This is a genomic window from Neoroseomonas alkaliterrae (assembly GCF_014199195.1).
GTDB lineage: Bacteria > Pseudomonadota > Alphaproteobacteria > Acetobacterales > Acetobacteraceae > Neoroseomonas > Neoroseomonas alkaliterrae.
Genome location: NZ_JACIJE010000007.1, coordinates 214,935 through 234,209, shown reverse-complemented (window position 1 = coordinate 234,209; position 19,275 = coordinate 214,935). Strand labels below are relative to the sequence as shown.

14 protein-coding genes are annotated in these 19,275 nt (G+C 74.7%); 3 read left to right on the top strand and 11 right to left on the bottom strand.

Translation table 11 applies throughout. The features are described from left to right. Nucleotides 1-3 precede the first annotated feature (3 nt). The 3 genes from FHS88_RS13800 to FHS88_RS13790 all read left to right on the top strand — a co-directional run bounded on the left by FHS88_RS13800 (nucleotide 4) and on the right by FHS88_RS13790 (nucleotide 6,348). Nucleotides 4-3,012 carry a CHAT domain-containing protein gene (locus tag FHS88_RS13800; RefSeq protein WP_184485639.1) on the top strand — a complete coding sequence of 1,003 codons (3,009 nt, stop codon included), beginning with the start codon at nucleotides 4-6 and terminating at the stop codon, nucleotides 3,010-3,012. A gap of 109 nt (nucleotides 3,013-3,121) precedes the next feature. Then, nucleotides 3,122-5,572, top strand: coding sequence for a protein kinase domain-containing protein (locus FHS88_RS13795; protein WP_184485637.1), 2,451 nt, complete (start codon nucleotides 3,122-3,124; stop codon nucleotides 5,570-5,572). 23 nt (nucleotides 5,573-5,595) lie between these two features. Then, on the top strand, nucleotides 5,596-6,348 hold the full coding sequence (locus FHS88_RS13790; protein WP_184485635.1) for a dienelactone hydrolase family protein: 753 nt from the start codon (nucleotides 5,596-5,598) through the stop codon (nucleotides 6,346-6,348). A 244-nt stretch (nucleotides 6,349-6,592) separates the two neighbouring features. On the opposite strand, the gene FHS88_RS13785 is transcribed toward FHS88_RS13790, so the two are convergent. The 11 genes from FHS88_RS13785 to tssA form a co-directional block, all read right to left on the bottom strand. Further along, a complete protein-coding gene (locus FHS88_RS13785; protein ID WP_184485633.1) occupies nucleotides 6,593-7,660 on the bottom strand; it encodes a hypothetical protein in 1,068 nt (355 codons plus the stop codon). 10 nt (nucleotides 7,661-7,670) lie between these two features. Further along, the gene (locus tag FHS88_RS13780; protein WP_184485631.1) at nucleotides 7,671-8,360 is read right to left on the bottom strand and encodes an OmpA family protein; all 690 of its coding nucleotides are present in this window, start codon (nucleotides 8,358-8,360) and stop codon (nucleotides 7,671-7,673) included. Nucleotides 8,361-8,424: 64 nt separating this feature from the next. Further along, the gene (locus FHS88_RS13775) at nucleotides 8,425-9,924 is read right to left on the bottom strand and encodes a class I SAM-dependent methyltransferase (protein WP_184485629.1); all 1,500 of its coding nucleotides are present in this window, start codon (nucleotides 9,922-9,924) and stop codon (nucleotides 8,425-8,427) included. Nucleotides 9,925-9,963: 39 nt separating this feature from the next. Then, nucleotides 9,964-11,097: a type VI secretion system baseplate subunit TssG gene (tssG, locus tag FHS88_RS13770; protein WP_184485627.1), complete on the bottom strand. Its 1,134-nt coding sequence runs from the start codon at nucleotides 11,095-11,097 to the stop codon at nucleotides 9,964-9,966. Then, nucleotides 11,094-12,920, bottom strand: coding sequence for a type VI secretion system baseplate subunit TssF (gene tssF / locus FHS88_RS13765; protein ID WP_184485619.1), 1,827 nt, complete (start codon nucleotides 12,918-12,920; stop codon nucleotides 11,094-11,096). The genes tssG and tssF overlap by 4 nt, the downstream gene beginning before the upstream one ends. A 3-nt stretch (nucleotides 12,921-12,923) precedes the next feature. Then, the gene (gene tssE / locus FHS88_RS13760; RefSeq protein WP_184485611.1) at nucleotides 12,924-13,415 is read right to left on the bottom strand and encodes a type VI secretion system baseplate subunit TssE; all 492 of its coding nucleotides are present in this window, start codon (nucleotides 13,413-13,415) and stop codon (nucleotides 12,924-12,926) included. Between the two features lie 77 nt (nucleotides 13,416-13,492). Beyond that, complete coding sequence (locus FHS88_RS13755) at nucleotides 13,493-14,278, bottom strand: type VI secretion system accessory protein TagJ (protein ID WP_184485609.1); 786 nt, start codon at nucleotides 14,276-14,278, stop codon at nucleotides 13,493-13,495. Continuing rightward, complete coding sequence (gene tssC / locus FHS88_RS13750) at nucleotides 14,275-15,840, bottom strand: type VI secretion system contractile sheath large subunit (RefSeq protein ID WP_184485607.1); 1,566 nt, start codon at nucleotides 15,838-15,840, stop codon at nucleotides 14,275-14,277. The genes FHS88_RS13755 and tssC (FHS88_RS13750) overlap by 4 nt, the downstream gene beginning before the upstream one ends. 30 nt (nucleotides 15,841-15,870) lie before the next feature. Beyond that, nucleotides 15,871-17,367 carry a type VI secretion system contractile sheath large subunit gene (tssC, locus tag FHS88_RS13745; RefSeq protein WP_184485605.1) on the bottom strand — a complete coding sequence of 499 codons (1,497 nt, stop codon included), beginning with the start codon at nucleotides 17,365-17,367 and terminating at the stop codon, nucleotides 15,871-15,873. A 3-nt stretch (nucleotides 17,368-17,370) separates the two neighbouring features. Then, a complete protein-coding gene (gene tssB, locus FHS88_RS13740) occupies nucleotides 17,371-17,877 on the bottom strand; it encodes a type VI secretion system contractile sheath small subunit (protein ID WP_184485603.1) in 507 nt (168 codons plus the stop codon). 217 nt (nucleotides 17,878-18,094) lie between these two features. Beyond that, nucleotides 18,095-19,213 carry a type VI secretion system protein TssA gene (gene tssA, locus FHS88_RS13735; RefSeq protein ID WP_184485601.1) on the bottom strand — a complete coding sequence of 373 codons (1,119 nt, stop codon included), beginning with the start codon at nucleotides 19,211-19,213 and terminating at the stop codon, nucleotides 18,095-18,097. Between the last annotated feature and the right edge of the window lie 62 nt (nucleotides 19,214-19,275).

The window sequence follows — 19,275 nt, the reverse complement described above, 5'->3', positions numbered from 1 at the left end:
CCGATGCGCGCCTCGCTTGCCGCGGCCGCGCTGGCCTGCCTCGCCGCCTGCGCGGCGCCGCCGCCCGACGCCTATGTGACGCGCGGCGCCACCGCCACGGCGGGCGAGCCGGCCGGCACCGATGCCCGCAACGAGGCCTGCCAGGTCCAGCCCGGCCGCAGCCTGCCCGCCGACCGGCCGGTGCTGCGCGCGCGCGAGGTGTTCTGCGGCGGCTGGACCCAGCCGGCGGCGCGGGTGCTCGAACTCTCGGGCAGCGCCGGCCCGGCGGAGCTCGATGCGCTGGCGGCGGGCGGGATGTGGCGGACATGGCTCGACCAGCGCGTGACCTGCGCGCCGCCCACCCGCACCACCATCGCCGGGGGCGGCGAGGCGCGGCTGCTCGCCTGCACGCGGCGCGCCGGTGGCTGGCCGCATGTCGCACTGGTCACGGCGGGCCCTTCCGGGCCGGTGGTGGCCGATGGCGTGGCGACGGCGCTGCCGGTGATCGAGAGGCTCGCCGCCGGGCGCGGGCCGGGCACGGGCGTGGCCGCGGCGGGCGGGCGCTCGGCGGCGCTCGAGCTCGCGGTCGCGCGCCTTTCGGCCGATGCTTTCGGCACCGCCGATGTCGGGCGCTACGAGCAGCTCATGACGCTCGGGCGCGACCTCAACCAGACCGAGAACTTCGCCGCCGCCGAGGACGCCTACCGCGCCGCGCTCGCCGTGCAGGAGCGCGTCCTTGGCGCGGACAACCCCAATACAGCGACGGCGATGCTGCATCTCGCGGTCAACCTCTCGAACCAGCGGCGGCTGGCGGAGGCGCAGGTGCTGCTCGACCGCGCCGCCGCGCTGGCCCCGCGCGCGGCGGACCCGGTGACGCCCGCGCGCCTGCTGCATTATCGCGGCCTGCACGCGCTGAACGCGGGCGATGCCGTCCGTGCCATCGGGCTGCTGCAGGAGGCCGAGGCGCGCTACGCGACGCATGTGCCGATGGCGGCGCAGACGCAGCGGGAGCAGGAGATCGCCGACCTCGTCGCCGATCCCGTGTCGCAGTCGGCGGTGCTCGGCCTTGCCGAGGCCAAGCGCAACCGCGCGGTGGCGCTGACGCGCGCGGGCCGGGCGGCGGAGGCGCCGGCGCTGGTCGCCGAGGCGCGGCTGGTGCTGCGCCGCGCCGGGCTCGAGCCCAACATGATGGTGGGGCGGGCACTGCGCACCGAGGCCGGCGCCGACATCAGCCTCGGCCGCACCGCTGCCGCCGCCTCGCTGCTCGAACGCGCGGCCACGCGATTCAGCATCGCGGCACCCGGCGAGCGGCCCGAGGCGGTGACGCTCTTCCTCGCCGGGCAGCAGCGGATGCGGACGGGCCGGCGGGAGGACGCGCTGGCCGCCTTCCGCGCCGGCGCGGCCATCCTGCGCGCGCGGCAGATCGGCCTGCCGGTCGCGCTGGTGGTGCCCTATCTCGACGCCCTCGACCGCGAGGCCGCCGCCAACCCGGCCGCCGCCGCCGCCCTGCGCGCCGAGATGTTCGGCGCCGCCCAGCTCGCCCAGCGGTCGAGCACGGCGCGCTACGTGCAGCAGGCCTCGGCCCGGCTCGGCGTGTCGGAAGGCAACCAGGCGGTGCAGGGCGCGGTGCGGAGCCTGCAGGACGCCGACCGCGAACTGCGCGAACTCTTCGCCGAGCGCGACGCCGCGACCGGGCAGAACGCCGCGCTCGATGCGCGCATCGCCGCCGCGCAGCAGCGCCGGGCGGAGGCCGAGAGCCAGGTCGCCTCCGCCGCGCCGGGCTACCGCCAGCTCCTGCTCGCGGCGGTGGATGCGGACAGCGTGGCGCGCGCGCTCGGGCGCGACGAGGCGCTGCTGACGATGCTGTTCGGCCCGCGCGAGGGCTTCGTCATCGCGCTGCGCGCGGGGCGGGTGGAGGCGCAGCGCGTGCCGGTGGGCGAGCAGGACGTCGAGGCGCTGGTCGGGCGCGTGCGGCGCTCGGCCGAGATCGGCCCGGGCGGCGTGCCGCGCTTCGACACCGCGGCGGCGCATGAGCTGCACCGGCTGCTGGTGGCCCCGCTCGCGCCGCTGCTCGACGGCGCGGCGACGCTCGTCGTGGCCCCGGACGGGCCGCTGCTCGCCCTGCCCTTCGGCCTGCTGCTCGAAGCACCCGCGGGGCCGGAGGCGCTCGCGCAGGCCTCCTGGCTGATCCGCCGCCACGCCATCACGCATGTGCCGAGCCCGCAGACGCTGGTCACGCTGCGCGCGGCCGGGACGGGCTCGGCCGCCCCCCTGCCCTATATCGGCTTCGGGGATTTCGTGCCGCCGAGCGCGGCGCAGTTCGCCCGCTCCTTCCCGCCCGGCCGCTGCGGGCCGGATGCCCGGCTGGCCACCGGCCTCGGGCGCCTGCCGGGCACGCGGGCGGAGGTGCTGGCCTCGCGCCAGCTGCTCGGCGCCGCGCCGGACCGCGCGATCCTGGGGGCGGAATTCACCATCGCGAATCTGCGGCGGCAGCGGCTGGACCAGTACCGCATCGTGCATCTCGCGACCCATGCGCTGCTGCCGGGCGAACTCTCCTGCCTCGCCGAGCCATCGGTCGTGGCCTCGGCGCCGGGCGGGGCGCCCTCGGCCGATCCCGCCTTCCTGAAGGCGAGCGAGGTGCTGGACCTGAAGATGGACGCCGATCTCGTGATCCTCTCGGCCTGCAACACCGGCGGGCCCGGCGGCGAGGGCGGGGGCGAGGCGCTGTCGGGCCTCGCGCGCGCCTTCTTCTATGCCGGCGCCCGCGGGCTGATGGTCACGCACTGGGCGGTGGACGACGCCGCCGCCGCGCTGACCGTGGCCGACACGCTGCGGCGCCAGCAGGCCGGCGCGGCCTCGGCGGCGGCGCTGCGCGGGGCGCAGCTGCTGATGCTCGAGGAGGCCGGGCGGGCGCTGCCGGCCGCCTTCGCGCATCCCTACTACTGGGCGCCCTTCGTGCTGATCGGCGACGGGCGGCGAGAGGGCGGCGCGGGGCCGCGCGCGGCGATGGCGGCCCCGGCCCGCGGCGGGTGAGGCGGATCGCATGCCGCGCCTTGCCGGCGAGGCCGTTGACGACATCCGCGGGGAAGGGCTGTAGCATCCGCGCGATGCGGATGCCGCGAGCCGGAGACGCCGAAGGTCCATGCTGCCACCGGAGCTGAACCAGAAATACGAGGTGCGGGGCACGCTCGGCGCCGGCGCGATGGGCACGGTCTATGACGCGGTGGACCGCATCATCGAGCGCCGCGTGGCCATCAAGGTCGTCAACCGCCCGAGCGAGAACGACCCCGAGGCTGTCGAGGCCCATGCCCGCTTCCGGCGCGAGGCGCAGGCGGCGGGCCGCCTCTCCCACCCCAACATCGTCGGCGTCTACGACTACGGGGAGAACGCGACCCAGGCCTGGATCGTGATGGAGCTGGTCGAGGGCGGCAGCCTCAAGGGCCGGCTCGACCGCCACGAGCGCTTCACCATCCCCGAGATCGTGCGGATCATGAGCGAGGTCTGCGCGGCGCTGCAGTATTCGCACCAGCGCGGCGTGGTGCACCGGGACATCAAGCCCGGCAACATCATGCTGACCACCGACGGGCAGGTGAAGATCGCCGATTTCGGCATCGCCCGGCTTGAGAACTCGTCCATGACGCAGGTGGGCACGCTGATCGGCACGCCCTCCTACATGGCGCCCGAGCAGTTCCGCGGCGAGCCGGTGGATCTGCGCGCCGACATCTGGGCCGCGGGCGTGATGCTCTACCAGCTGCTGACCGGGGAGAAGCCCTTCGAGGGCGGCTTCTCCGCCGTGATGCACAAGGCGCTGCACACCGAGCCGCCGCCGCCCTCGCAGCTTTCGGTCACCACGCCGCGCGGCTTCGACGCGGTGATCGCCCGCGCGCTGGCCAAGCGGCCCGAGGACCGCTTCGCCTCCGCCGCCGAGTTCGCGGAGGCGATCCGCAACGCCGCCGCGGGGCAGGCCGCCCCGACCGCCGGCCTGCCCGGCCTGCCCGGGCTGAACGAGGATGCGACCATCGTCGCCGGCCGCCCGCCGGCCGGGGGGACGATGCATGAGCCCCCGCCGGGCGGTCGCCCCGGCCCCGGCGCGGCCCCGCCAGCCGGCCGCGGCGCGCCGGTCGCGCTGATCGCGGGCGGCGCGGCGGCGCTGATCGTCGCGCTCGTCGCCGGCTGGTACTTCGTGATGGGGCCAGGCGCTGGGCCCGACCCCGCGATCGCCGAGCGCGAACGCCAGGAACGGCTCGCGCGCGAGGCGGCCGATCAGGCGCGGCAGGCCCAGCTCGCGCAGGAAGCCGCCGTCCGCGAGGCCGCAGAGCGCGAGCGCGCAGCCGCCGCCGCCCAGTTGCAGCGCCAGGCCGAGGCGCAGGCCCAGGCCGCGCGCGACGCCGCCGAGCGTGAGCGCGCCGCCGCCGAGGCCCAGCGGCTGGCCGAGGCGCAGGCCCGCGCGGCGCAGGAGCGCGCCGCCGCCGAGCAGGCCGCCCGCCTCGCCGCCGAGCGCGAGGCCGCCGCGCGCGACCAGGCGGCCCGCGAGCAGGCGCAGCGAGAGCGTCTGGCCGCCGAGCAGGCCGCGCGCGAGGCCGCCGAGCGCGACCGCATCGCGCGCGAGCAGCAGGCGCGCCAGCAGGCCGAGCGCGAGCAGGCCGAACGCGAACGCCTCGCCCGCGAGGCCGCCGAGCGCGATCGGCTGGCCCGCGAGGCGGCCGAACGCGACCGTCTCGCGCGCGAGCAGGCCGCACGGCAGGAGGCGGAGCGGCTTGCCCGCGAACAGGCCGAGCGCGAGCGGCTGGCCCGCGAGGCGGCGGAACGCGACCGTCTCGCGCGCGAGCAGGCCGCACGGCAGGAGGCGGAGCGGCTCGCCCGCGAACAGGCCGAGCGCGATCGCCTCGCGCGCGAGGAGGCCGCGCGCCAGCAGGCCGAGCGCGACCGGATCGCGAGGCTCGACCTGCGCGCCGCGGCGCAGGCCATCGCCTTCTCCACCCCCTGCTCGCTCATCGCCTGGTCGGCGACCGACCGCACCCTGACCCTGACCGGCGTGGTCCGCCGCTCGGACGAGCCCTCCGTGCGCGCCGCGCTGGCGCAGCGCGGCGTGCCGGAGGATGCGGCGCGGCTCTCGCTCACGCCCTTCGACGGCGCCTTCTGCGAGGCGCTCGACCTGCTGCGGCCCTTCCTGGGCCCGCCCGGCGCGCCGCCCTCCGTCTCCGTCGTCGGCCGCCTGCCACTGCAGAAGGACGAGCTGATGCGGCTCGACGTGGTGATGCCCGACTGGCCGGCGCATCTCTACGTCGCCTACTTCATGCATTCGGGCGAGGTCGCGAACCTGGTGCCATCGGCGCTGCAGCAGGCCGGCGCGCAGATCCGCCTGGGCGAGCCGCAGGGCAGTTTCCCGGGCTGGATCGTGGACGAGCCCTACGGGACGGACCTCGCCGTGGTCATCGCCTCCGACCGGCCGCTCTTCGGCGCGACGCGGCCGGTGGTGGAGCGCCAAGCGGACTATGTCGCGGCGCTGGCCGCGGCGCTGCGCAACGCGCGCGCCACCGGGACGCGCGTGATCATCCGCCCGGTTGTCGTGGAGACGGTCGCGCGCCGCTGACGGCGCGGCGACGGAGGGACGGAATGGCGATCACGGCACGCGCACTCGACATCCCGGCGCCGGGCGGGGCGATCAACGCGCATCTCTACGCGCCCGAGGACCGACCGGACGCCGCGCCCGCGGTGCTGGTGCTGATGGACGCGCCGGGGGTGCGGCCGGCGCTGCACGGCATGGCCGCGCGGCTGGCCGCGGCGGGCTACCGGGCGCTGCTGCCCAACCTCTACTGGCGCGCCCTGCGCGAGGTCGGCTTCGACCGCGCCGCCTTCAGCCGGGAGGGCGACGCGGAGCGCGAGCGGATCTTCTCCCTCGCGCGCGCCTATGGGCATGCCGAGTTCCGCGCGGACCTGCCGGCCATGCTGGATGCGCTCGGCGTCTCGCCGGCGCGGCCCGGCGCGGCGGTGGGCTATTGCATGTCGGGCCGCTTCGCGCTGCAGGCGCTGGCGGAGCAACCGGCGCGCATCGTCGCCGCGGCCTCGTTCTACGGCACGCGCATGGTGACCGAGGCGGCGGACAGCCCGCATCTCTGGCTGCCGCGCATCACGGGCGGCGAGGCGTATCTCTGCTTCGCCGAGCACGACCCCTATGTGCCCGCGGGCGTGCCGGAGGCGGTGGCGCAGGCCATGGCGGCAAGCGGCGCCACGCACCGCATCGAGCGCTACGCCGGCACGCATCACGGCTTCGCCCAGCCGGATTCCGGGGGCTTCGACCCGGTGGCGGCGGAACGGCACTGGGCCGCGCTGCTCGACCTGCTCTCCCGCGTGCCGCGCCCGGGTTGAGCCAAGATCGGATAGCCCTTGGGCTGCGCGGACGGCGCCGGGCCGGCGGCGCGGCCGTGCGCCGAACCAGGTCCCGAAAACCCGCGGACGGCGGGCGATCCCTGGTCCGCCGCGAATCATGCCAGCGGGCGACAGGTTTGACCTTTCGCCCGCTGGTATGGCGCGCGGGGCCGGCGGGGCGGCCGTGCGCGGAACCGGATCCTGTTACCCGGCGGACAAACGTCTTTCCCTTGTCCGCAGGGTATCAGCGCGGCGCGCGCACCCGCAGCGCCGCGCGCAGTTCCTCCGCCCGCGCATCGTCGAGCCCCACATGGGCGGGCGAGAAGAAGCGCGCATCGGGCGTGTAGAGCAGATAGGCCATGGCCTCGTTGACCATCACCTCCTCGAGCGTCGGGTCGTAGCCCTCGCGTTCGAGGAAGGCGCGGAATCGGGCGCGCTCCTGCTCGGTGAAGACGTCGCGCCAGACCTCCATCACATGCCGGGCGAAGGCGGGGTTGGTGAAGAAGTGCCCGTGGCCGATCTCGTGATGCAGGATGGCCTGGCGCATCTTGGCATCCACGCGCGGCTCGACGCCGGGCACGGAGATGACCGCATACTCCTCCCCCGGCGGCAGCACGGCGCGGATGCGCGCGAGCTGGCCGCGCAGCCAGCGTTCCTGCTCGTTCAGCGCGATGCCGTCGCGCTCGGCGAGGGCGAAGAAGCGTTCGAGGTCGCGGCCGCGGTAGTTGTGGCCGTAGTAGTAGGTCGCCGCGGTGTCCCCGCTGCGCGCGATGGCGGCGGCGAGCGCCGCGTCGTCGAGCACCCGGTCGCGCGGCTGCCCGGCCTTCTCGATCAGCGCGGCGGCGCGGTTGAAGGTGGCGCCCTGGCTGTCGAGGCCGGGGAAATCCACGACGAAGACGCGCGGATTCTCCGCAAGGCGGAACAAGGTCGGCGCCGTCGCACGGTGCTCGCGGATCGCCTCCTCGGAGGCGAGGCGCGGCAGGTCCAGCTCGGCCGGCGGGCGCGCCGGAACCGGCACGGGCACCGGCGTGGGGACCGGAAGGCGCGCGACCGGCGCGGGCGAAGGCGACGGCGCGGGGGGCGCCGGGCTCGCGACGGCCGGCGGTTCGGGCTTGGAGGGCGGCTCGGCCGGCGGTGCGGGCGCGAGCCACATCCAGGCCGCGATCCCTCCCGCCCCGGCCGCGAGCACAAGGCCGGCGAGGCCGATGATCCAGGGCGCGCCGCGCCGCGCCGGCCCGCGCGCCGCGGCCGGCGCCGCGCCCGCGGGTGCGGTGCGCGGCGGCAGCCGGACGGTCGCGTCCGGGTCGGTCACGCCCGGCCCGTCAGCCGCCGATGTTGACCACCTGCACGCGGCGGTTCTGCGCGTTCGGGGTGTTGTCCGGCGTCGGCACCAGGAGCTGCGTCTGCCCGAGCCCGACGGCGACGAGGCGCGCAGGATCCACGCCGAACTTGTTGATCAGGTAGTCGCGCACCGCCGCGGCGCGGCGCTCGGACAGGATCTGGTTGGCCTCGGCGCTGCCGACCGTGTCGGTATGGCCCTCGATGCGGAAGCGGTAGCCGGCGAGTTCCTGCGAGGTGAGCGCCCGGCCGAGCGGGGCGAGCGCGCGTTCGGCCGCCGGGGAGATGGCCCAGGAGCCGGTCGGGAAGTTCACCGTGATCGAGGCCGAGGGCAGGTCCGAGGTGGTCTCGCGCATCGGCGGGCGGGCCACCGCCTGCGAGGGGCGCGAGGTGCTGGGCACGGAGGTGGCGGGCGCCCCCGGCCCCGCCACCGCGGCGGGCGGCTGGCTCGCGGGCGGCTGGCCGAAGACGGGGGCGGGCTGGACCGGCGCGCTGTCGGCGGGCGCGCTGCCGGGCGCCCCGGGGACGCGGATGCCGCGGGTCTGCCCGCCGGACTGCGGGCGGAGGCGTTCGATGAGCTGCAGCGCGGCGGGGTCGGACTGGGCGAAGCCTGCCGGGGTGCCGGCGAAGAGCGCGAGCGCGGCGGCGCCGGCGACGAGAAGCGAGCGGGTCATGGGCGGACCTCCTTCGATCTTCGGTTGTATAGCAGCACGGGCGGGGCGCCGCATCCGAAGCGGTTCACACCAGCCCCATCATGCGCCAGGCGAAGAGCCGGCGGTCCAGAAGGCGGGTGATCGCCTCGATCCCCTGCGCCCTGACATCCGGTGGTGCGCCCGCATCCAGCAGCCGTTCGGCGAGCGCGGCCGGCTCCGCCGCGACGCCGTCCTGCAGCGCGGCGATCACCGCGAGGTCCGAGGTGGTGGCGACGATCGCGGAGCCGAGGGCGGGCACCGGCGCGCCGAAGACGCCCGTGGCCACCCCCTCCCGCGCGAAGGCGTCGAGCAGCGCCGCCGTGCAGCGCCGGGCGGCCGCGGTGGCCGGGCCGGGGCCGGGTACGTCCCGCCACATGGGCAGGGCGCTGTGGCTCTCGACCAGCATCACCGCAAGTTCGGCGGCGTTCAGCTCGCGCAGTTCGGGCAGCGCGGCGATGTCGCCCATCCGCTGCGGCCCCTTGGCGAAGGCGGCGGCGATGGGCGCGACGATCTCGGGCGGCAGCACGGCCGGGCCGACCTTCGTCGGCACCTCGATCTCCATGGCCTCGGGCGCGGCGTTGGGCATCAGGCGCAGCCCGGCGAGCATGCGGCGCCCGCCCGGGCGGCGGCCGCGCACGAAGATGTCGGTGCGGAAGCGGCGGCCGATGAAGAGGTCGCTGAGCGTCTCGCGCGGGACACCCTCGGGCAGGGCGGCGACGGCCTCGCGCTGCTCCGGGCTCAGTTGCAGCGCGGGCAGGCTGCGGCCCGGATTGGCGGTGCCGCCGTAGTCGAGCCGCGCGCGCGTCATCTCCCGCGCGAGGTCGGCATGGAAAACGGGCCGCCAGAAGCTCGTCAGCCATTCATGCACCATGTAGGCGGGCGCGCGTCTCGCGGCCTTCACCAGCCGTTCGAACACGGCGTCCTCGGGCAGGTAGCTCGCGCCGGCGGCGCGCAGCGCGGCGATGGCCTCGAGCGCGGCGCTGCCCCGCTCCTCCGGCGTGCCGCTGACGGCGCGCGCGATGTCGTCCATCAGCCGCTGCAGCACGATGCAGTCCGCGAAGCCGGGCAGCGCGTTGTAACCCATCAGCACGACGCCGCCGGCCTTCACCCGGCTCTTGAGCAGGCGGAGGATGCCCTCCCGCACGATGTCGGGCACCCAGGTCCAGACGCCGTAGCAGATGACGACATCCACCTCGGGCAGCAGGCGCGCCCAGCCCTCCTCGGTGGGCTCGGCGAGGTCGGCCTCGAGGAAGCGGAGATTGGGCAGGCCGGCGGCGGCGGCGAGTTCGCGCGCCTCGGCGACATGGGCGGGCTGGAGGTCGAGGCCGATCACCTCCCAGCCCGGATTGGCCGCGGCGAGCAGCGCCGCGGTCACGCCGCGCCCGCAGCCGATGTCGAGCACGGTCAGGCGCTCCGGGTCGGCGGGGTTCCAGACAGTGTCGGCGACGGCGAGCGCATAGCGCAGCATCGGCGGCGCCGCCTCGGGCTGGAAGGCGGAGACGTAGCGGACATCCGCGGCGCCGTATCGGGACTTCGCGTCGCTCATCGGGCTGGGGCCTTCACGGAAGGGGAGGCGGCGGGCCGGTCACACGACCTCGCGCGGTTCGAACAGCGCGTCGCGCGCATCCTTGCGGCGCGGCCGCGAGGCGCCCATCCAGGAGGTCCAGCCGAGCCGCGCGCCGGCGGCGAGGTTCGCGGCGGGCACCTCATCGGCGCGCAGCACTAGGTTGACGGCGAAGGCGGTATCCGGGCCGACGAAGAGCCGCGCGAGCTGCGTGATGCGCAGCCAGGCCGGCGTGCCCGGCAGCAGCGATTCGAACTCGGCGCGGCCGAGCGGGCCGAAGCGGATGATCAGCCGCGCCTGCGGGTCCCAGACCTGCGCACCGGCCGCGGCCGAGACGCCGAGCGCGGCATGCTGCGGCGCGTCCCGCCCCTTCGGCAGCCGTGTCTGCTCGCTCTCGGGCAGGCGGATGAAGCCGCCGGCGAACTCCTCGATCTCGACGCGCCGGCCGGTCTCGGCCTCGAGCATGGCCCGCAGGCGCTCGGCGCTGCGGCTGCGGGCGGCGAGGTTGCCCGCGTGATAGAGCAGCGCTTGCTTCGGCAGCCGCAGCCGGTCCACGAGATGGGGCGTGGCCATGCCGATGGCGGCCGAGAGGGCGCGCTCGGTCGGCTCGGGGTTGCGGGTCGGCCGGTATTTCGCGCCCGCCTTCACATAGAGGCCGGTGGTGCGGCGGCCGAGCATGTCGAGGAAGGCGTGCAGCGCGAGCGACCGCTTGCGCTGCTCGGCCGCGACCATCGCCGAATGGTGGCGCGGCAGCGCGCCGCCCGCGCCCGTCAGCCCGAAGGTGCCGAGCGTGAGCTCGCCCTCGGCCGGCTTCGCCGCGAGGACCGCGCCGCCGGGCATGGCGAGGCGCGTGCCGGTGCGCAGGCGGAGTTCCTCGGGCTCGTCGCGCGGCAGGCCGGAGGCGGCGAGGGCGATCATCGCCGCCTGGTCGATGTCGAAGCGCGCCGGCTCGCGGCGCAGGCGCTCGACCGGGCTGAGGGCGATCAGCACCGGGGAAGGCGGCGGCTCGGGCGGCGGGCGGGTCGCGGCGGCGGCCTCCTCCGTCGCGACCGCCATCGCCGCGATGTCCGGCAGCGCGGGCGGCGCCTCGGCTTCCGGGGCCGGATCGGATGGCGGCGGCTCGGCGCCGGATGCCGGGGTCTCGGGCCCGCTCACAGCAGCATCCGCGTGCCGCTGCGCGGGGCGAAGCGCGCCACCAGCCCGGGCCGGCCGCGCAGCGCCACCAGCGTTCGGGAGAAGGCGTTGACCGAGACCTGCAGCGCGAGGAAGCGTTCGAGGATCTGGGCGAGCGGGTAGAGGCCCGCCGACTGCCAGGCCTGCGCGTCGAAGGTCAGCGTCACGTCGAGGCCGCGCACGAAGGCCCCGGCGCGCCCGCCCGGCACGCGCGCCACGCCGGGCTTCGTCTCGACGGCGACGAGCGCGGCGAGGGCGGCGCGCGTCTCGGCGGTATCGCGCAGGTCGTGCAGGCGCAGGATCTCGCGCAGCGCGGAGGCGCCGGATTCGCCGCCCGTCACCGAGAGGTGGTTGAGCGCGAGATGCGATATCAGCCGCCAGGCGCCGCGGTCGTTCAGCCGCGGGCGCAGCGTGGGCGTGGGCGGGGAGATGCAGTCCACCATCGAGACCGGCGCGCCGCCCTGCGCGACGCGCAGCCGCGGCTGGCCGGCGCCGAAGGGCAGCAGCGCAGGCAGGTCCCGGTTGCAGCACAGCGCCTCGACCGTCAGCACGCCCTCGGCGGGCTGGGCGGGGTCGTAGGCCTCGTCGCGCAGCTCGATCCAGGTCTGGGTGCCGGTGACCGGCGGCGTCGCGCCGCGGCGGAAGGTCACGTAGTTGACCTCGGCCGTGTTCGCCTCGTCCTGGTCCACGCGCCCAAGGCGGTAGAAGGGCAGCACCTGGCGGCGGCGCCCATCCGGGCGGCTCTCGCGCACGCTGTCCACGGCGTAGATCTCGAGCGCGCCGGGACGGCGGGCATCGGGCACCACCATCCATTCGGACTGCGTGCCGTCGAGCGCGATGGGCTCGCAGCGCTGGGGGAAGAGGTTGACCGCCGGCGTGCAGCCGAGCGCGATGTCCTCCGCGCCGAGCATGCGCTCCAGTTCCGGCATGGCGCGCGAGAGGTAGATGAAGACGTCGAGCCTGTCGCTCTCCTGCAGCAGCGTGCGCGCCTCGAGCCCGGTGAGGTCGAGGTAGAGGAACTTCTCCGGGAAGGCGAACCATTCGGTCAGCAGGCGGTAGCCGGCGAAGGAACGGCTCGGCCAGGGCAGCGCCGCCTCCTCCGCCGCGAAGCCGGCGGGCTCGAGCGCCTCGGGGCCGAGCAGCGTCGGGCGCGGGTCCACCGGGCTGTCGGCGAGCGCGACGCCGAGGGTCGAGGTGCAGAGCAGCTCGTGCAGCAGCGCGGGCTGCGCGCCGACGCCGCGCAGATGCAGCCGCAGACGGTCGAGGCCGAGGCGGGAGAAGGGCAGGTCCGGCGTGGTCACGCGCAGGCTCAGGCGCAGCACCGCCATCGCCCCCTGCACGCGCGGATTGGCCGGCGCGACGATCGGCAGGCCCGAGAGCCGCACCGCCTCCACCGCCAGCGGCCAGACGGTGACGTCGTGGCAGGTGGTGAAGCGCACGGGCTCGCCGCGCACGGGCTCGGTCTCGACCATCAGGCCGCGCGGCACGCGCACCGGCCCCTGCGCGTCGGGCGGGGAATGCACCTTCAGCGTCGTCATCGAGGGCACCGGCGAGAGGAGCTGCGGCGCCAGCATGTCGAGCAGCGTCTCGCTGAACTCGGGCAGCTCGTCGTCGAGGCGCTGCTGCACCCGCGCGGCGATGAAGGCGACCCCTTCGAGCAGGCGCTCGACATAGGGGTCGTCCACCGCCTCGGGCGTGATGCGCAGGCGCGCGGCGACCTTGGGATAGGCGTCGGCGAACTCGCCCGCGAGCTTGCGGATCGAGCGCAGTTCCCGGTTGTAGTAGGGGAGGAGCGATTCCGACACGGCTCAGTCCTCCGTCACCGCCACGTCGAGGGTGGTCGGGCGCACCACCGTCTCGAAGGAGATGTGCTCGGGCACCGGGTCGGTGCGCAGGATCGCCTCGATCCGCAGCCGCAGCACGCGGTCGATGGATTCCGTCTCCTCCTTCCTGAGCTGGACGCGCACATCGGTCAGGCGCGGCTCGAAGCGCGCGATGGTGGCCTGGATCTCGCGCGAGAGGGCGCTGCGGCGCTCCTCCTCGGTGAAGCTGCCGGCTGTGGGGTCGGGCACGCCGTAGCCGATCGGGGAGACCGGCAGTTCCGTCAGGCCCGGCGGCAGCGGCAGGCGGCGGCGGCGCGCGTTCAGCAGCGCCTCGAGATCGCGCCGCACCGCAAGGCGCAGCATGTCCACCGCCAGCGCCTGCGACAGCGGCGGGTCGCGCGGGCTGTCGGGGTCGGCGTCGAGCAGCCGGTCGAGCAGCGGCAGGCGGATGCGCGCGCTGGCGCGGTTGTCGCTCATCGCCGCGCCCCTATACCGGGACGGCCGGGCGCTGCGGGGGCAACGGCGCGGTGTTCATGGCGTGCGGCGCGGGCGGCTCAGTCGAAGGTCAGGTCGGTCAGTTCGGCCGCCGTCTTCGCGTCCTCTCCGACGAGGAACTCGCGCAGGCCGAGGCCGCGCACGAGGCCGCCATCCTCCATCCATTCCGTGCCGCGGCCGAGGCGCAGCGGGTCCGGCGCGTCCTTGGCCGTCCAGCCGTAGATCGCCGGGATGTAGACGACGCCTTCCTGGCCGTCCTTCATCTCGATCGAGCAGCGCCGCCAGTAGAGGTCGCGCGGGCGCTTCGGCGCGTCGAAGGAGAGCGCGCGCAGGCGCTCGGTCGGCACCCACATGTATTCGCCCGAGAGGGTATAGACCTCGATCATGGCGGCGAAGACGTCGTCGGCGTCGCGCATGTCGTCGAAGGCGGCATCGCCGAGGCGCCCGGCGACGCGCGGCCGCAGCGCCTCGACCTCGGCGGCCGCGGCGGCGGCGCCCGCGCCATCGCCGGCGCGCAGCAGCGTCACCGCGCGGGCGGCGGCCTTCTGCGCCTCGGTCGGGTCATCGCCCTGGAACTTCGGCACGCGCCCCTCGCCGAGGACCTGGCGGCGCGTCACCTCGGCGCGCAGGAGCTGGCGGAACTCCATCACCGTGGGCAGGGGCGTCTCCTCGATCACGGCGTCGAGGGCGCGGTCGGCGCGCTCGAACTCCCCGGCGAAGAGCAGCATCTCGGCGAGCACCCAGCGCGCCCCGGCGTCGCGCGGGGCGGCCTTGACCGCCGCCGTCGCGGCCGCCACCGCGCCGTTGATGTCGCCCGCCCTGAACGCGTCGCCTGCCGTGGTCATGCCGCTTGCCTCGCCGCCTGGAGATCCGTCACGAGGCGGAAGGCCGCCCCCACCTCATCCAACTGGTAGTGCGGCTGCAACTGGATGATGCAGCCGAACACGCCGGGCTGGCCCGGCTTCTCCACCACGTCCACCCGCGCGTCGCGCAGCGGGTATTTCGCCCCGGCCGCGCCGCCGCCCGAGGAGATGTTGGTGAAGCCGAGCAGCCATTTGTGCAGCCGGCGCTGGATCTCGTCGGCCGTGCGGAAGGAGCCCACCATGTCGCGCCCCATCAGCTTCACGCAATGGGCGAAGCGGCTGACGCAGAGCATGGCGTTGAACTGCGCGGAAAGGCGCTGGTTCGCGTTCGCGGCCATCGCCGTCTCCCCCGTCATGCGCGGCGGGCGGTGGATGGAGGGCGTGGCGGCGAAGGAGCCTTCGGGCAGCATCTCGAGCCCGATGAAGGGCACGAAGCCGGCCTCGACCGCCTGGCGTTCCTGGTCGTCGGTCAGCATCACCTCGGTCGGCGGGCGCAGCGTCCCGGCGCGCGGGTCGCCGGGCAGGCGCTCGGCGGGCAGGTTCTCGATCACGCCGCCCGAGGCCTCGTGCGAGATGGTGGCCCCGCGCACATCGGCGGGCCAGGCGGCGCGGGCGAAGGCGCGCACGGCTGCGGCGGCGAGCGCATAGGCGGGGCTCATCCAGACGCGGTCCTCGGGTCCCGGCGCGTATTCGCGGTAGCGAAAGCCGTCGGCGCGCGTCGCATCGTCGGGCCAGGGCACGCGGCCGAGCGTGCGCGGCAGCACCACGGCGAGGAAGCGGCTGTCCTCCCGCCCCTGCAGCGAGCGCCAGCGCGTGCGGTCGGCCGAGCGCAGCACGTCGGTCAGGTCGGAGGAGGCGTTCACCGCGCCCCAGGTGTCGAAGCCGAAGAGCGCGGGATGGGCCGCGATCACCGCCGGGGCGAAGGCCGCGGCCGCGACGCCGGCGAGGCCGTCGAGCCCGGCCACGTCATCCGTCGGGCTGCCCGGGCCGGGGGCGTGGCGCACCTCGTAGTCGGCGACCAGCATGCCGAAGGGCTCGCCGCCCGGCGTGCCGAACTCGCCCTCATAGACCTGCTTGAAGAGGGCGGACTGGTCGAACTCGATGGCGCGCTCGAAGTCGCGGCAGAGCTCGGCCCAGCGGGCGGTGAAGACCCGCGCCTTGATGCGCGCGCCGAAGGGGATGCGCTCGATCAGCCAGTGCAGGGCGCGCCAGCTTCCCTCGAGGCGGCGCAGCCTCTCATGGTGCAGGACGGCGTCGAGCTGCGCGCCGATCAACCGGTCGAGGGCGGCGATGTCGCGGTCCACCGCCTCCTCGAGCCGCGCCATCGCCTCCTTGCGGCCCGCGGGGGTGCCGTCATGGGCGATGATCCGGCCGAGCCCTTCGCCGAACCACTCGGCGAGAGCCGCGGCGGCCGAGGAGCCGGCGATGAAGGCGGCCAGCCGCTCCGCGCCCGCGGCATCGGCGCCGCGGCCGAGGAAGCGGCCGGAGAGCACCACGGCGCGCAACGCCGCGGGCGGGTCGGTGTCGTGCGGCCGTGGCGCCACGCCGCTCTCCCCTGCCCGCCCGCCGTCGCGTCAGGCCTTCTGCGGGATGCGCGCGACCATGCGCATCGAGGTCGAGAGTTCCTCCATCTGCAGCCACGGGCGCAGATAGGCGACCGCGTTGTAGACCCCGGGCTTGCCCGGGACTTCCTTGACCTCGACCTTGGCCTCGCGCAGCGGGTAGCGCGCCTTGGTCTCCTGGTCGGCCTGCTGGTTGGAGTTCACGTAGTTGCGGATCCAGCGGTTCAGCCAGGATTCGACGTCGGACGCCTCCATGAAGGAGCCGATCTTGTCGCGCGCCATCACCTTGAGGAAGTGCGCGAAGCGCGACGTCGCCATCAGGTAGGGCAGGCGCGCCGAGATGGCCGCGTTCGCGGTGGCTTCCGGCCGGTCGTACTTCTTCGGCTTCTGCACGGATTGCGCGCCGAAGAACACGGAGTAGTCGGTGTTCTTGTAATGGCAGAGCGGCAGGAAGCCGAGGCCCGAGAGTTCCGCCTCGCGCCGGTCGGTGATGCCGATCTCGGTCGGGCACTTGGTGTCGGTGTCGCCGTCGTCGGAGGTGAAGACATGCGTCGGCAGGTTGGAGACCTTGCCGCCGCCCTCCGCGCCGCGGATCGCGACGCAGAAGCCGTACTGCGCGAAGGCGTCGGTCAGGCGCGCGCCCATGACATAGGCGGCGTTCATCCAGCAGTAGTGCTCGTGCTCCATCGCCATCGGCTTGCCGTTGGCGTCATAGGGCGCTTCCTCGTAGGCGAACTCCTCGACCGGCACGGTGGCCGAGCCGTAAGGCAGGCGCGCGATGGTGCGCGGCATGACCAGGGCGAGGAAGCGGCTGTCCTCGGTCTCGCGCAGCGAGCGCCACTTCGTGTATTCCGCCGTCTCGAAGATCTTGGCGAGGTCGCGCGGCTTCGAGAGCTCGCGGAAGTCGTTCATGCCGAACATCTGGGCGGAGGCCGCCGAGATGAAGGGCGCGAAGGAGGCCGCGGCGACCGAGGACATCAGGCGCAGCGTCTCGACATCGTCCGGGTGGTTCGTCCACTCGTAGTCGCCGATCAGCGCGGCATAGGGCTCGCCGCCCGGGGTGCCGAACTCGTTCTCGTAGATCTTCTTGAAGAGCTGCGACTGGTCGAACTCGACCGCGCGCTGCAGGTCGCGCGAGAGCTCGCGCTTGCTGATCTGCAGGAGGCGCAGCTTCAGCGAGGCGCCGGTCTCGCTGTTCATCACCAGGTAGTGCAGGCCGCGCCAGGAGCCCTCGAGCTTGCTGAACCGCTCGTGGTGCATGATCTGGTTGAGCTGCTCGCTGACCTTGGCGTCGATCGCGGCGATGGCGCGGTCGAAGGTCTGCTGGAGGTTGCGGCTGAAGGTCACGGTGCCCTTCAGCGCCTCCTCGGTCAGCGCCTTGATCAGGTCCTGCGCCCGGTCCTTCTCGGTCTGCTTGGTGGCGCCGATGACCTGGTCGAGCAGGCCGAGCCCGCCTTCCGCCTCGGTCGTCGTCGTCGCGCCCGCGGGCTGCGACTGGGTCTGGCTCATGCCTCAGCCCTCCTTCTTGTCGAGGCCGAGCTCGGCCGACAGCTTGTCCAGCTTTTCCTTGTCCTGCAGGACCTGCTCGAGCAGCCCCTCGAGCTCGTCGGAACGGTCCACCTTGGACATCAGGTCGCGCAGCTTGGCGCGCGTCTCGAGCATCGCCTTCAGCGCCGGCACCTGCTCGGCCACCCGGGCGGGCTCGAAATCCTCGATGGAGCGGAACTTGAGGCTGACCGCCATCTCGCTGTCGTCGCCGGCGAGCGTGTTCTTCACCCGGATGTTCAGCCCGGGCTGGATGCGCGCCATGACGTCGTTGAAGTTGTCGCGGTCGATCTGGACGAACTTCCGCTCGGCGAGCGGCCGCAGCGGCTCGCTCGGGTCGCCGGCGAAGTCGCCCATGATGCCCATCACGAAGGGCAGTTCGCGCTCGATCTGCGCGCCTTCGGTCTCGACCTCGTAGGTGATGTGGACGCGCGGCTTGCGGACCCGCGCGAGCTTGTCGTGCACGCTGCTCATGAAGCTTCCTCCTGCGGGCGAGGTCCGTGCCCCAAGGGTTTCGGTTCGCACGAAGATTACGCACCCAGCCTGATCCGGGTCAACGCATCCGGATCACACCGGCGCCCGTGCTCGCGCCCGATCAGATTAGCGCGAACGGACCGATTCCGCTCCGAGAATCCGCGCCGGGCCGGGCGGGTCCGCCCAGCCCCCCTCGCCCGCGCGCCGCGCCGGCCGCCTATTCGCCTTCCGGGACGTGGATGCCGAGGGTCGTCAGCAACTGACGCCGCGTCGAGGGGTCGGGCAGCACCTCGGCGAGCAGATCGGTCAGCGGCATGCGCGCCCGCCGCGCCGCGTCCTGCAGGGTGAAGGCGAGCGGGGAGTGCGGCTCGGTCTTGCGGAAATACTCGGCGATCTCCTCGAGCTGGCGGATCACGTCCTCCCGCGTGCGGGCCGCGCGCGGCGCGGGCGCGGCGGCCCCGCCGCCACCCGCGGCCGCGGTGGCGGGCGCGTCGGTGCCGGCCTGCGCCTCCTCGGCGCCTGCGGACTCGGCCGGGGCCCCGGCGATGCGCGTGCTGATGTCGATGATGGCCTGCAAGGCCTCCGAGACGCGCCGGGTGGAGGGCGCATCGCCGCCGAAGCGCGCGGTGATGGCGGCATCCATCGCGGTCCAGGTCGCCAGCGCCTTGCTCGCCGCCGCCCCCGCGGCGCGCAGCGAGGGCACCGCGGCCCGGGCCTCGTTCTGCAGCGCGTCGAAATCCGGGATGCCCGATTGCAGGCGGGCGTTGCGGCGCTCGGCGTCGGCGATCGCGGCCGTCTCCTCGGCGCGCTGCCAGGTGAACAGGTCGCACTCCGTCCCGTCGGGGCGCAGGAACAGCGGATAGCGGCGGATCGGGCCCATGACCGTCCCGTCCGCCCCCTCCCCCGACAGGCCGCCGAGGGGCGCGCCGCGGCCATCGAGCCCGTCCTCGTCGTCAAGGCGCGGGAAGCCGGTCTCCCAGAAGCCGTTGCACAGGCCGGCGATCAGCTCGGCAGCATCGGCAAGGCCGGCGAGCCCGTCCACGCGGACCAGCGCCTCGGCCATCCAGGCGGCGATCTCGAAATCCTTGGATTTGCCCGAGAGCGCCTCGATGCCGAGCTTCTTCACCTCCCGCCAGGCGGTCGCGATCGCGGCGGGATTCGCCTCGGGGTCGCCGCCATCCATCGCGCGCTCGCCGGCGCGGGCGTCGTTCCGCTGGGTGCGGATGCGCTGGTAGAGCGAGGTCGGCGAATAGTCGGGCCGCAGGTCCTCGCCGCCGCCATCCCCGGTGGCCAGCGGCGCCAGCAAGGCCTCGAGATCGATCACGCCTTCACCCATGCTGAATCCCCCGTGTGACGCCGCTTACACCCCGCGGCGCGTGTCGCGGAGCGCCACGCTAG

Coding starts and splice junctions, on each gene's coding strand:
- FHS88_RS13800 (WP_184485639.1), top strand. CDS start 4: ATGCGCGCCTCGCTTGCCGCGGCCGCGCTGGCCTGCCTCGCCGCCTGC.
- FHS88_RS13795 (WP_184485637.1), top strand. CDS start 3,122: ATGCTGCCACCGGAGCTGAACCAGAAATACGAGGTGCGGGGCACGCTC.
- FHS88_RS13790 (WP_184485635.1), top strand. CDS start 5,596: ATGGCGATCACGGCACGCGCACTCGACATCCCGGCGCCGGGCGGGGCG.
- FHS88_RS13780 (WP_184485631.1), bottom strand. CDS start 8,360: ATGACCCGCTCGCTTCTCGTCGCCGGCGCCGCCGCGCTCGCGCTCTTC.
- FHS88_RS13775 (WP_184485629.1), bottom strand. CDS start 9,924: ATGAGCGACGCGAAGTCCCGATACGGCGCCGCGGATGTCCGCTACGTC.
- tssE (WP_184485611.1), bottom strand. CDS start 13,415: ATGAGCGACAACCGCGCCAGCGCGCGCATCCGCCTGCCGCTGCTCGAC.
- FHS88_RS13755 (WP_184485609.1), bottom strand. CDS start 14,278: ATGACCACGGCAGGCGACGCGTTCAGGGCGGGCGACATCAACGGCGCG.
- tssC (WP_184485605.1), bottom strand. CDS start 17,367: ATGAGCCAGACCCAGTCGCAGCCCGCGGGCGCGACGACGACGACCGAG.
- tssB (WP_184485603.1), bottom strand. CDS start 17,877: ATGAGCAGCGTGCACGACAAGCTCGCGCGGGTCCGCAAGCCGCGCGTC.
- tssA (WP_184485601.1), bottom strand. CDS start 19,213: ATGGGTGAAGGCGTGATCGATCTCGAGGCCTTGCTGGCGCCGCTGGCC.